This window comes from Streptomyces albireticuli (assembly GCF_021228125.1).
Lineage (GTDB): Bacteria > Actinomycetota > Actinomycetes > Streptomycetales > Streptomycetaceae > Streptomyces > Streptomyces albireticuli.
The window spans coordinates 26,109-39,059 of the sequence record NZ_JAJQQS010000021.1 but is presented as its reverse complement, the minus strand read 5'-3'; the positions used below and the strand labels follow the sequence as shown (position 1 = coordinate 39,059).

The 12,951-nt window shown below is 73.0% G+C and carries 11 protein-coding genes; 8 read left to right on the top strand and 3 right to left on the bottom strand.

All coding sequences use genetic code 11. The features are described 5' to 3' along the window. Positions 1–86: 86 nt before the first annotated feature. The 8 genes from LUZ64_RS30460 (at position 87) to LUZ64_RS30425 (ending at position 10,641) form a co-directional block, all read left to right on the top strand. Entirely contained in the window at positions 87–1,049 is a 963-nt protein-coding gene (locus tag LUZ64_RS30460) for an NADP-dependent oxidoreductase (RefSeq protein ID WP_170116853.1), read from the top strand. Positions 1,050–1,216: 167 nt separating this feature from the next. Beyond that, positions 1,217–3,151: an acyl-CoA dehydrogenase family protein gene (locus LUZ64_RS30455; protein WP_095583174.1), complete on the top strand. Its 1,935-nt coding sequence runs from the start codon at positions 1,217–1,219 to the stop codon at positions 3,149–3,151. 119 nt (positions 3,152–3,270) lie between these two features. After that, complete coding sequence (dxr, locus tag LUZ64_RS30450; RefSeq protein WP_087930379.1) at positions 3,271–4,542, top strand: 1-deoxy-D-xylulose-5-phosphate reductoisomerase; 1,272 nt, start codon at positions 3,271–3,273, stop codon at positions 4,540–4,542. Beyond that, positions 4,539–5,840, top strand: a complete 1,302-nt coding sequence (locus LUZ64_RS30445) for a M50 family metallopeptidase (RefSeq protein WP_087926000.1) — start codon at positions 4,539–4,541, stop codon at positions 5,838–5,840. Before dxr ends, LUZ64_RS30445 begins: the two co-directional genes overlap by 4 nt. 280 nt (positions 5,841–6,120) lie before the next feature. Further along, positions 6,121–7,278, top strand: coding sequence for a flavodoxin-dependent (E)-4-hydroxy-3-methylbut-2-enyl-diphosphate synthase (gene ispG, locus LUZ64_RS30440; protein WP_087925999.1), 1,158 nt, complete (start codon positions 6,121–6,123; stop codon positions 7,276–7,278). A gap of 166 nt (positions 7,279–7,444) precedes the next feature. Further along, complete coding sequence (locus tag LUZ64_RS30435) at positions 7,445–8,290, top strand: GNAT family N-acetyltransferase (RefSeq protein WP_095583175.1); 846 nt, start codon at positions 7,445–7,447, stop codon at positions 8,288–8,290. A gap of 42 nt (positions 8,291–8,332) precedes the next feature. Then, entirely contained in the window at positions 8,333–8,872 is a 540-nt protein-coding gene (locus tag LUZ64_RS30430; protein WP_095583176.1) for a GNAT family N-acetyltransferase, read from the top strand. 71 nt (positions 8,873–8,943) lie between these two features. Beyond that, entirely contained in the window at positions 8,944–10,641 is a 1,698-nt protein-coding gene (locus LUZ64_RS30425) for a proline--tRNA ligase (protein ID WP_095583177.1), read from the top strand. Between the two features lie 221 nt (positions 10,642–10,862). Here the strand turns inward: LUZ64_RS30425 and LUZ64_RS30420 are convergent, their stop codons facing one another. Genes LUZ64_RS30420 through LUZ64_RS30410 form a run of 3 tightly spaced genes read right to left on the bottom strand, consistent with a single transcriptional unit; the run spans position 10,863 to position 12,898 of the window. After that, complete coding sequence (locus LUZ64_RS30420) at positions 10,863–11,828, bottom strand: aminoglycoside phosphotransferase family protein (protein WP_232389974.1); 966 nt, start codon at positions 11,826–11,828, stop codon at positions 10,863–10,865. A gap of 30 nt (positions 11,829–11,858) precedes the next feature. Further along, positions 11,859–12,350: a DUF4439 domain-containing protein gene (locus LUZ64_RS30415; protein WP_095584906.1), complete on the bottom strand. Its 492-nt coding sequence runs from the start codon at positions 12,348–12,350 to the stop codon at positions 11,859–11,861. After that, positions 12,347–12,898 carry a hypothetical protein gene (locus LUZ64_RS30410; RefSeq protein WP_095584907.1) on the bottom strand — a complete coding sequence of 184 codons (552 nt, stop codon included), beginning with the start codon at positions 12,896–12,898 and terminating at the stop codon, positions 12,347–12,349. Before LUZ64_RS30410 ends, LUZ64_RS30415 begins: the two co-directional genes overlap by 4 nt. Between the last annotated feature and the right edge of the window lie 53 nt (positions 12,899–12,951).

Sequence of the window (12,951 nt, the reverse complement as noted above, 5' to 3'; positions counted from 1 at the left end):
CATGGCAGTCAGGCCACTCGTCGGCCGGTGCCGCCTCCGGAAGTCTGGAGCCATCGAACGGTCCGGACCGCAAGGAGCCACCCCTCATGAACGACACCGCCGCCCCCGCCCGCATGCTCGCCGTCCGCCAGGAGACCGCCGGCGGCCCCGAGGTGCTGAAGCTGGTCGAGACCGACCGCCCCGTGCCCAACGTGGGCGAGGTCCTGGTGCGGGTGCGTGCCGCCGGGGTCAACCCGGTCGACTGGAAGACCCGGGCCCGCGGCTTCTACTACACCGGCCAGACCCCGCCGTTCGGTCTCGGCTACGACGTCTCCGGCACGGTCGAGGCGGTCGGCGACGGCGTGACCGTCCACGCGCCGGGCGACGAGGTCTACGGCATGCCCCGCTTCCCGCACCCGGCCGGAGCGTACGCCCAGTACGTCACCGCTCCCGCCCGGCACTTCGCGCCCCGGCCGCGCGGCCTCGACCACGTCCGGGCCGCCGCCCTGCCGCTGGCCGCGCTGACGGCCTGGCAGGCGCTCGTCGACACGGCCGGGGTGTCCGAGGGGCAGCGCGTCCTGATCCACGCGGCGGCCGGCGGGGTCGGCCACCTGGCCGTGCAGATCGCCAAGGCCCGCGGCGCGTACGTCATCGGCACGGCGAGCACCGCCAAGCACGACTTCCTGCGCGGCCTGGGCGCCGACGAGCTGATCGACTACCGCGAGCGGGACTTCGCCGAGGCCGTGGCCGACGTCGATGTCGTCCTGGAGGCCATCAGCGGTGACTACCCCCTCCGTTCCCTGACCACCCTGCGCCCCGGCGGCACCCTCGTCTCCCTGCTGCCCCTGGCCGAGCCGGTGCTCGCGGCGGCCCGTGAGCGCGGGGTGCGCGCCACCCGCATCATGGTCGAGCCCGACCTCGGCGGCCTGCGCGGCATCACCGAGCTGGTCGAGTCCGGCCGGCTGCGGACCGAGGTCGCCACCGTCCTGCCGCTGGCCGACGCGGCCGAGGCCCACCGGCTGGGGGAGACCGGCCGCACCACCGGAAAGATCGTCCTGTCCGTCGACTGACGGCACGGGGAGCCGCGATCCGGCCCCTCACTCGATCGCCTGATCGGGTGAGGGGCCGGATCGTTGCGCGAGGACTGGTAGAGGTACGTCGAATCGGGTAGATACGGTCGAGTAGCACCGGTCGGTAGCCGACCGGGACGGCCCCGACTCACGCGGCGAGGTGCCTCATGACCGCACCATCCGTACGACCGGTCTCCGAACGCGAAGCACGACAGGTCGCCGAAGCGGCCCGGGAACAGGACTGGAAGAAGCCCAGTTTCGCCAAGGAGCTCTTCCTCGGCCGGTTCCGCCTCGACCTGATCCACCCGCACCCCACGCCCGCGCTGGAGGACGTCCGGCGCGGCGAGGAGTTCCTCACCAAGCTCCGCGACTTCTGCGAGACCCGCATCGACGGCGCCCGCATCGAGCGCGAGGCGAAGATCCCGGACGAGACGGTGAACGGGCTCAAGGAGCTCGGCGCCCTCGGCATGAAGATCGACACCAAGTACGGCGGGCTGGGCCTCACCTCCGTCTACTACAACAAGGCCCTCGCCCTGGTCGGCTCCGTCAGCCCCGCCGTCGGCGCGCTGCTCTCCGCGCACCAGTCCATCGGCGTCCCCCAGCCGCTGAAGCTCTTCGGCACCCAGGAGCAGAAGGACGCCTTCCTGCCGCGCTGCGCCCGCACCGACATCACGGCCTTCCTGCTGACCGAGCCGGACGTGGGCTCCGACCCCGCGCGGCTGGCCACCTCCGCCGTCCCCGACGGCGACGACTACGTCCTGGACGGCGTCAAGCTCTGGACCACCAACGGCGTCGTCGCCGACCTCCTCGTCGTGATGGCCAGGGTCCCGAAGAGCGAGGGCCACAAGGGCGGCATCACGGCCTTCGTCGTCGAGGCCGCCGCCGAGGGCGTCACCGTCGAGCACCGCAACGCCTTCATGGGCCTGCGCGGCATCGAGAACGGCGTCACCCGCTTCCACCGGGTCCGCGTGCCCGCGGCGCACCGCATCGGCCCCGAGGGCGCCGGCCTGAAGATCGCCCTGACCACGCTCAACACCGGCCGCCTCTCCATCCCCGCCATGTGCGTCGCCGGCGGCAAGTGGGCGCTGAAGATCGCCCGCGAGTGGTCGGAGACGCGCGAGCAGTGGGGCAAGTCCATCGCCCGGCACGAGGCCGTGGGCGCCAAGATCTCCTTCATCGCCGCGACGACCTTCGCCCTGGAGGCGGTCCTCGACCTCTCCGGCCAGATGGCCGACGAGAACCGCAACGACATCCGCATCGAGGCCGCCCTCGCCAAGCTCTACTCCAGCGAGATGGCCTGGCTGATGATGGACGAGCTGGTCCAGATCCGCGGCGGCCGGGGTTACGAGACCGCCGCCTCGCTGGCCGCCCGCGGCGAGCGCGCCGTCCCCGCCGAGCAGATGCTGCGCGACTCCCGCATCAACCGCATCTTCGAGGGCTCCACCGAGATCATGCACCTGCTCATCGCCCGCGAGGCCGTCGACGCCCACCTCTCGGTCGCCGGTGACCTCATCGACCCCGAGAAGTCCCTCGGCGACAAGGCCCGCGCCGGAGCCCGCGCCGGCGGCTTCTACGCCCGCTGGCTGCCCAAGCTCGTGGCGGGCCCCGGCCAGCTGCCCACCACGTACGCCGAATTCCGCCCGGCCGGCCACCGCGACCTGGCCGGCCACCTGCGCTACGTCGAGCGCTCCTCGCGCAAGCTCGCCCGCTCGACCTTCTACGCCATGTCGCGCTGGCAGGGCCGGATGGAGACCAAGCAAGGCTTCCTCGGCCGCGTCGTCGACATCGGCGCCGAGCTCTTCGCCATGAGCGCCGCGTGCGTGCGCGCCGAGCGGCTGCGCACCGAGGGCGAGCACGGCCACGAGGCGTATGAGCTGGCCGACGTCTTCTGCCGGCAGGCCAGGATCCGCGTCGAGGAGCTCTTCGGACGGCTGTGGACCAACACCGACGACCTCGACCGCAAGCTCGTCTCCGGAGTGCTCTCGGGGTCGTACGAATGGCTGGAGGCGGGCATCGTCGACCCCTCCGGCGACGGTCCCTGGATCGCGGACGCCACCCCGGGCCCCGCCACCACCGACAACGTCCACCGGCCCATCCGCTGAGACCCGGCGGGGCCCCGGTAGCAGACCGGGGCGCCCGCCGGACGTAAAAGTTCCGCCACAGCGGGCGGGCGGGGGGATCCCTGTCCGCCCACCGGCCGGAAGACGTAACAATGGAGCCCATGACGGACTCCCTCGCTGACCCGCATCTGCGCTACTCCGCCCCCACCGCCCCCGGGGCGCCGCGCGAGATCGTGATCCTCGGCTCGACCGGCTCGATCGGCACCCAGGCCATCGACCTCGTGCTCCGCAACCCCGGCCGCTTCACGGTGACGGCCCTGTCCGCCGCCGGCGGCCGGGTGGGGCTCCTGGCCGAGCAGGCCCGGCGGCTGCGGGTCCGCGCCGTCGCCGTCGCGCAGGCCGACAAGGTGCCCGCGCTGCGCGAGGCGCTGGCCGCGCAGTACGGGACCGAGCCGCTGCCCGAGATCCTCGCGGGCCCCGAGGCGGCCACCGAGCTCGCCCGCAGCGAGTGCCACACCGTCCTCAACGGCATCACCGGCTCCATCGGCCTCGCGCCGACCCTCGCCGCCCTGGAAGCGGGCCGCACCCTGGCACTGGCCAACAAGGAGTCGCTGATCGTCGGCGGCCCGCTGGTCAAGGCGCTGGCCAAGCCGGGGCAGATCATCCCGGTCGACTCCGAGCACGCCGCGCTCTTCCAGGCCCTGCTCGGCGGCACCCGCGCCGAGGTCCGCAAGCTGGTCGTCACCGCCTCGGGCGGCCCCTTCCGCGGCCGGACGAAGGCGGAGCTGGCCTCCGTCACCCCTTCGGACGCCCTCGCGCACCCGACCTGGTCCATGGGCCCGGTGATCACGATCAACTCCGCCACCCTGGTCAACAAGGGTCTGGAGGTGATCGAGGCGCACCTGCTCTACGACATCCCCTTCGACCGCATCGAGGTCGTCGTCCACCCGCAGTCCTACGTCCACTCGATGGTGGAGTTCACGGACGGCTCCACGCTCGCCCAGGCGACCCCGCCCGATATGCGCGGCCCCATCGCCATCGGCCTCGGCTGGCCCGAGCGGATCCCGGACGCGGCCCCGGCCTTCGACTGGTCCAAGGCCTCCACCTGGGAGTTCTTCCCGCTCGACGAGGAGGCGTTCCCCTCCGTCGGCCTCGCCCGGCACGTCGGCGGCCTCGGCGGCACGGCGCCCGCCGTCTTCAACGCGGCCAACGAGGAGTGCGTCGACGCCTTCCTGGCCGGCGCGCTGCCGTTCAATGGGATTGTCGATACCGTCGCCGAGGTGGTGGCGGAACACGGCACCCCCGCCTCGGGAACCCGGCTGACGGTCCCGGACGTCCTGCAAGCGGAGACCTGGGCCCGCGCCCGGGCCCGTGAACTGGCCGCCCGCAAGGCGGCCCGTACGGTGAAGACAACCTCGGAGGCCCGCGCATGACAACACTGATGACGGTCCTCGGGATAGTCGTCTTCGTGGTGGGCCTGCTCTTCTCGATCGCCTGGCACGAACTGGGACACCTGTCCACCGCGAAGCTCTTCGGCATCCGGGTGCCGCAGTACATGGTCGGCTTCGGGCCGACGCTGTTCTCGCGGCGCAAGGGCGACACCGAGTACGGCATCAAGGCCATCCCGCTCGGCGGCTACATCCGCATGATCGGCATGTTCCCGCCCGGCGCGGACGGGAAGATCGCCGCACGCTCCACCTCGCCCTGGCGAGGCATGATCGAGGACGCCCGCTCGGCGGCCTTCGAGGAGCTCCAGCCCGGCGACGAGTCCCGGCTCTTCTACACGCGCAAGCCCTGGAAGCGCGTGATCGTGATGTTCGCCGGACCGTTTATGAACCTGGTCCTGGCCGTGGTGATCTTCCTCGGTGTGATGATGTCCTTCGGCATCAACACGCAGACGACCCAGGTCTCCACGGTCTCGGACTGTGTGGTCAAGGCCACGGACAAGACGGACAAGTGCTCCCCGGGCGCCAAGGACTCCCCGGCCAAGGCCGCCGGACTCCAGCCGCGCGACAAGATCGTCGCCTTCAACGGCCACAAGGTCGACGACTGGTCCACCCTCCAGAAGGACATCCGCAGGACCACCGGCCCCGCCACCCTCACCGTCGAGCGGGACGGCACCCGCAAGACCCTCCACGCGAACCTGATCTCCAACCAGGTCCAGAAGTACGACGGCAAGGGCACCCCCCTCAAGGGCGAGTACGTCACCGCGGGCTTCCTGGGCTTCACCCCGGCCACCGGCGTCGTCCCCCAGTCCTTCGGGCAGTCGGTCGACCGTATGGGTGACATGGTCCAGTCGGGCGTGGAGTCGCTGATCGCCCTGCCCAGCAAGATCCCCGACCTGTGGAACGCAGCCTTCGACGGCGGCGAGCGCAAGGCGGACTCCCCGATGGGCGTGGTCGGCGCCGCCCGCGTCGGCGGCGAGGTCTTCAACCTCGACATCCCGCCGTCGCAGCAGATCGCGACCATGCTCTTCCTGGTCGCGGGCTTCAACCTCTCCCTGTTCCTCTTCAACATGCTGCCGCTGCTGCCGCTGGACGGCGGGCACATCGCGGGGGCGCTGTGGGAGTCCGTGCGGCGGGCCTTCGCCAAGGTCTTCCGCCGGCCCGACCCGGGCCCGTTCGACGTGGCGAAGCTGATGCCCGTCGCCTATGTGGTGGCCGGCATCTTCATCTGCTTCACGCTGCTGGTCCTCATCGCGGACGTGGTGAACCCGGTGCGGCTGACGTAACACCTGGCCGGCGGGGCGCGTGGGTGCGCCGGACGGGCTGATTCCAGCCCGTCCGGGGGCACCTCCCAGCGGTAGCCGGGGGAGCTTGAGGACGCGTCCGCGGGACGCCCGCCGCCACGGCCGGCAATGACCGGCCGCGGCCGAAGACCCACCGTTCACGCCCGGGACCACCCCGGTCCCCACAGCGCAATGTGCCCCGAAGGGGCCGGGTGCCGTAACCTCGAAGGCCGGAGCCCGCCGATCTCGGGACCTTGATTCACACCTTGGGGTTGCTCGCCAGATGACTGCGATTTCGCTTGGAATGCCTTCCGTTCCGATCAAGCTCGCCGACCGCAGGGTCAGCCGCAAGATCCAGGTCGGTTCCGTGGCCGTCGGAGGCGACGCACCCGTGTCGGTGCAGTCGATGACGACGACCAGGACCTCGGACATCGGCGCGACGCTCCAGCAGATCGCCGAGCTCACCGCCTCCGGCTGCCAGATCGTCCGGGTGGCCTGCCCGACCCAGGACGACGCCGACGCGCTGCCGGTCATCGCGAAGAAGTCGCAGATCCCGGTGATCGCCGACATCCACTTCCAGCCGAAGTACGTCTTCGCCGCCATCGACGCCGGCTGCGCCGCGGTCCGGGTGAACCCGGGCAATATCAAGCAGTTCGACGACAAGGTCAAGGAGATCGCGAAGGCCGCCGGCGAGACCGGCACCCCGATCCGCATCGGCGTCAACGCCGGCTCCCTCGACGCCCGCCTGCTGGCCAAGTACGGCAAGGCCACTCCGGAGGCGCTCGTCGAGTCCGCCCTCTGGGAGGCGTCGCTCTTCGAGGAGCACGGTTTCCGTGACATCAAGATCTCGGTCAAGCACAACGACCCGGTCGTGATGGTCAACGCCTACCGCCAGCTGGCCGCTCAGTGCGACTACCCCCTGCACCTCGGTGTCACCGAGGCGGGCCCGGCCTTCCAGGGCACGATCAAGTCCGCCGTGGCCTTCGGCGCGCTGCTGTCCGAGGGTATCGGCGACACCATCCGCGTCTCCCTGTCGGCCCCGCCGGCCGAGGAGATCAAGGTCGGCATGCAGATCCTGGAGTCCCTGGGGCTGCGCCAGCGCCGTCTGGAGATCGTCTCCTGCCCGTCCTGCGGCCGCGCCCAGGTCGACGTCTACAAGCTCGCCGACCAGGTCTCCGCCGGTCTGGAGGGCATGGAGGTGCCGCTGCGCGTGGCGGTCATGGGCTGTGTCGTGAACGGTCCGGGTGAGGCCCGTGAGGCCGACCTCGGTGTCGCGTCCGGCAACGGCAAGGGCCAGATCTTCGTCAAGGGCGAGGTCATCAAGACCGTCCCCGAGTCCAAGATCGTCGAGACCCTCATCGAGGAGGCCCTCAAGCTGGCCGAGCAGATGGAGAAGGACGGCGTCGCCTCCGGCGAGCCCGAGATCAGCGTCAGCGGCTGAGCCCCGTCCCCTTCCGGACATCACGATGCCCCGCCCCACCGGCGGGGCATCGTCGTGTCCGGATGTGTCCGCATCCGGCGGGGGAGGTGTGCGCGGACCCGGAGAGGTACAGTTCCAAGACCTGTTCCCATGGCCACCGGCCCGCGACGGTGAGGCTTACCCACACGTGTTGACGACGACCACCACCAAGGTCCTGGAGCCCGGCGAACTCGACGCCGCTCTCGCCGTCCTCGACCGCGAGCCCGTCGCCAACGCCTTCGTCGCCGCGCGTGTCCAGGTCGCGGGCCTCGACCCCTGGCGGCTCGGCGGCGAGATGTGGGGCTGGTACGCCGGCGGCCGCCTCGAATCCCTGTGCTACGCCGGAGCCAACCTCGTCCCCATCTGCGCCGGCCCCGAGGCCGTCCGCGCCTTCGCCGACCGCGCCCGCCGCGCCGGCCGCCGCTGCTCCTCCATCGTCGGCCCGGCCGAGGCCACCGCCGAGCTGTGGTCCCTGCTCGAACCGCACTGGGGCCCCGCCCGCGAGGTCCGCGCCCACCAGCCGCTGATGGTCGCGCACGCCGTGCCCGCGGACATCCGGCCCGACCCGCACGTCCGCCGCATCCGCAAGGACGAGATGGACGTGATCATGCCGGCCTGCGTGGCGATGTTCACCGAGGAGGTCGGGGTCTCCCCGCTCGCCGGTGACGGCGGGCTCCTCTACCAGGCCCGCGTCGCCGAGCTCGTCGGCGCCGGCCGCTCCTTCGCCCGGATCGAGGACGGCCGGGTCGTCTTCAAGGCCGAGATCGGCGCCGCCACCACCCACGCCTGCCAGATCCAGGGCGTCTGGGTCGCCCCCGAGTACCGCGGCCGCGGCCTCTCCGAGACCGGCATGGCCGCCGTGCTGCGGTACGCCCTGCGCGAGGTCTCCCCGGTGGCCAGCCTCTATGTGAACGACTACAACACCGCGGCCCGCGCCGCCTACCGCCGCGTCGGCTTCCGGGAAGTCGGCGCGTTCATGAGCGTCCTGTTCTGACCGGACCGCCGCTCGGCGGCCCCGCCCGGGTAGCCTCCCGGCATGGATGACATCGCGGTCGGGACCCTCGACCTCGCCGCGCGGGTGGACGACGCGCTGGCCGTGCAGGCACTGGCCTTCGGGCTCAGCGACGAAGAGATCGCGGTACGGCGCCACATCGTGCTCCGGCACCTCGCCTCACCGGGCGCACGGGCCCTCGGGGCCACCACGGCGGCCGGCCGGCTCGTCGGCTTCGTCTACGGCATGCCCAACGACCGCACCCACTGGTGGTCCGGCGTCGTCGAACCGTATCTGCGCGCCACCGGCTCCGACGGCTGGCTCGACAACGCCTTCGTCATCACCGAGCTGCACGTCCACCCCGACTTCCAGAAGCGGGGCATCGGCCGGGCCCTCATCACCACGATCACCGGGAGCGCGACCGAGCCGCGCAGCATCCTCTCCGCCATCGACGTGGAGAGCCCGGCCCGCGCCCTCTACCGCACCCTCGGCTACCGCGACCTCGCACGCCCGGTGATCTTCCCCAGCGCGCCGAGCCCGTATGTGGTGATGGGGGCGCCGCTGCCGCTCCGCGAGCGGCCGTGAGAACCCGTTTTCGTCCCACCGGCGGCTGCCGATAATCTCCTGGGATTCCCACCGAGCCCGCAGGAGATCTGATGGCCCCCGTCCAGCGCATGTCCACGACCATGCTGAAAACCCTGCGTGACGACCCGGCCGACGCCGAGACCGCGAGCCACAAGCTGCTGGTCCGCGCCGGGTACGTCCGCCGCACCTCCGCGGGGGTCTGGACCTGGCTCCCGATGGGCAAGAAGGTGCTGGAGAACGTCTCCCGCGTCGTCCGCGAGGAGATGGACGCCATCGGCGGCCAGGAGGTCCTCCTCCCCGCCCTGCTGCCCAAGGAGCCCTACGAGACGAGCGGCCGCTGGGAGGAGTACGGCGACCTCCTCTTCCGCCTCAAGGACCGCAAGGGCGCCGAGTACCTGCTCGGGCCGACCCACGAGGAGATCTTCACCCTCACGGTCAAGGACCAGTGCACGTCCTACAAGGACCTGCCCGTGATGCTCTATCAGATCCAGACCAAGTACCGGGACGAGGCGCGCCCCCGCTCGGGCGTTCTGCGCGGCCGCGAGTTCCAGATGAAGGACTCCTACTCCTTCGACACCACGGACGAGGGCCTCGCCGAGTCCTACCGCCTGCACCGCGAGGCGTACACCCGGATCTTCGAGCGGCTCGGCCTCGACTACCGCGTCGTCTCCGCCGTCTCGGGCGCGATGGGCGGCTCCGCCTCCGAGGAGTTCCTCGCCCCGGCCGCGGCCGGCGAGGACACCTTCGTCGACTGCCCCGCGTGCGACTACGCGGCCAACACGGAGGCCGTCACCGCCGTCGTCGCCCCCGCGGACGCCGCGGAGCACGGCCCCGTCGAGGAGCTCGACACCCCCGACACCCCGACCATCGAGTCCCTCGCCGAGCACCTCGGCGTGCCCGCCTCGGCCACCCTGAAGAACCTCCTCGTCAAGATCGACGGCGAGATCACGGCCATCGGCGTGCCCGGCGACCGCGAGGTCGACCTCGGCAAGCTGGGCGAGCACCTGGCGCCCGCCGTCGTCGAGTTGGTGACGGCCGAGGACTTCGCCGGCCGGCCCGACCTCGTCCGCGGCTACGTCGGCCCGCAGGGCCTGAAGCTGCGTTACCTCGCCGACCCGCGCGTGGCCCCCGGCACGGCCTGGGTCACCGGCGCCAACAAGCCCGACACACACGCCCGGAACGTGGTCTGCGGCCGCGACTTCGAGGTCGACCAGTACCTCGACGTCGTCGTGGTCGAGCAGGGCGACCCCTGCCCCCGCTGCGGCGCCGGCCTGGAGATCGGCCGCGCGATCGAGATCGGCCACATCTTCCAGCTCGGCCGCAAGTACGCGGACGCGTTCGGCCTCGACGTCCTCGGCCCCCAGGGCAAGCCGGTCCGGGTCACCATGGGCTCGTACGGCATCGGCGTCTCGCGCGCCGTGGCCGCCCTCGCCGAGCAGACCCACGACGCCTCGGGCCTGTGCTGGCCCCGCGAGGTCGCCCCGGCGGACGTCCACGTCGTCGCGGCCGGCAAGGCCCTCCAGACCGAACTCGCCCTGGAACTCGCGGAGAAGCTGGGCGCGGCGGGCGTGCGCGTACTGGTCGACGACCGGGCCGGGGTCTCCCCGGGCGTGAAGTTCACGGACGCGGAGCTGATCGGTGTGCCGACGATTCTGGTGGTGGGCCGTGGGGCGGCTTCCGGAGTGGTGGAGCTGAAGGACCGCCGGACGGGGGAGCGGGAGGAACTGACGGTGGCGGAGGCGGTGGAGCGGCTGACGGCGCGGGTCTGAGGCGCCGGGCGCCTGACGGCGGGTCTTTCCCCGACCCGCCCCTTCCCGAATGTCCTCAAGCGCCGGACGGGCTGAAATCAGCCCGGCCGGCGTTTGAGGCCACCGCGCGGAGCGCGGAAAAGGGGGCCCGGGGGCGAAGCCCCCGGTTCCGGGAAGGGGCGGGTAGGGGAAAAAGCCCCGCGCAGCGGCACCCCGCCCCGCCCCACCCGCACCCGCACCCGTCACAACAAACCCGCGAACTCCAGCAAAAGCTCACCCCGCCCACGCGACCCCACCGACAACTCCCCGACCCCCTCCGACACCGCCCGGAACACCGCCCACCCCCGCAACCGTTCCGCGTCCACCTCCAGCGAGTCCGCCAGCTTGGCGACCCGCCGCCGCGCCGCGGCCGCCGCGCCGGGGGAGGCGAGGAGGGTGTCGGCACGGTCGCGGACCAGCCAGGCCAGGTCGTACGCGCGCTCGCCGACCAGCGGGCGGGGGGCGACCGCCAGCCACGGCGCGCGGTCGCCGGCCAGGACCGTGCCCTGGTGGTACTCGCCGTGCAGCAGCACCGCGTCACCGCCCGCGCCGGCGCTCCCGACCAGGCCGGACGCCAGCTCCAGCGCCTCGTCGACCAGCGCCCGCGCGTCCGCCGCCGCGGGCGCGTCGCGGCGCTCGCGCAGGGTCTCCACCAGGCCGGCGGCGTGCGCGGTCACCTCGGGGAACGGGTGCCCATCGGCAGCACCGGCAGCACCGGCAGCACCGGCAGCACCGACAGGCGGCACCCACAGCCGCTGGAGCACCGCCGCGGCCTCCAGCTGGGCCTTCGCCTCGGCCAGCGAGCGCAGGCTGATGTCACCGTGCAGCCGCTCCAGGAGCAGCGCCCCCGCGTCCGCCCGCAGCACCCGCACCGCGCACCGGCCGTCCCACCGCTCCAGCGCCGCGTGTTCGAGCGCGGCCGTGCCGTCGGGAGGGCAGAGCTTGAGCGCGGCGGGCGTGCCGTCGGCCCGGCGCACCAGGATCACGACGCTGGTCCGCCCACCCGGCGTCTGCACCCTTTCGGGCGTCAGCTCCCAACGGGTGAGGTACTCCTGGACGGTCTCCGGCAGCGTCGCCAGCCACCGGCGGGCCACCCCGTCCGCGGGCCGCGAGCTCAGGGTGCGCACCAGCCGCTCCGGCGGTTCGAGGCGGTAGTTCGCGTTGTTCATCCCTGCGCTGTCCTTTTCTTCTTCCGCTGGTCAGGACCGGTCCGGCGAACCGCTCGGCGAGGCGTCCGGCCCGGCCGCCGCGGCCCGCTCGGCGAGCCCAGGGAAGGCTACGCCGTCGCCGCGCCACCGCACCGACCGCACCGCCGCGTCCCGCAGCGCCGCCGCCGCGTCCCGGCGCAGGGCGCCCGTCGCGGCCCGTACGAGATCCGCGTAGACCCCCGCGGCCCGGCTCTCCAGCTCCGCCGCCAGCCGCACCGCCGCCGCCTCGTCCGGCACCGGGAACGGCAGCGCGTACCCGGCGGCCCCGGCCTCCGGCTCGCCGCCCAGCTCGCGGACCGCGCGGCGCATCGCGTCGCGCCGGGCCCGGTGCGCGTCGAACGCCTCGCGGGCCTCCGCCGCGCGCTCCTCGCCGACCCGGGCGCCGACGACCCCGTACCCGTACACGGTCGCGTGCTCGGCCCCGAGCGCGGCCTGCGCCGCCTCCAGCGCCCGGGCGCCCGCCGCTCGCACGGCGGCGCTCACGCGTCACCGCCGAGCAGGTAGGCGTGGGCCGCGCCCGCGGCCGCGACGGAGGCGAGCAGCCGGGCCAGTTCGGGCGGTGCCCCGGTCAGGGCGGCCGTCCGGGCGTCGGCGGTGCGCCGCTCGGCCGCGGCGAGCGCGGCCAGGGCGGCCTTCTCGTCGCCGGGCACGCCGGCCGTTGCCCCGGAGGAGGCGGGCGCACCGGCCGTCCCCCCGGAGCGGGCCGGCCCCGGCGCCGTCACCCCGAACGCCTCCGCGTGGCGTGCGGTACCGTCCCGCAGCGGCCGGAGCCGCTCCGCGAGCCCGTCGTGCGCGCGGACCGTCGCGTCGTACCGCTCCAGCAGGGCCACCGAGTCACGTCCTGCGGCGGCCCGCAGCCGCTCCGCCGTGGCGCCGCGCTCGGCGTCCGCCGCACCGTCCCGTCCGGCGGCGCCGTCCGAGCACCCGGTCAGCAGCGTCGCCGCACCCGCCGTGAGGGCCGCCGCGCCCCCTGCCAGTACGCTGCGTCTGCGCGGGCCGGCAGCGCCCCGCGTCGTCGTCGTGCGCGCCACGATCCTCTTTCCGCCAGGTTCCGCCAGGTCCGGTCATGATCACCGCACGCGAG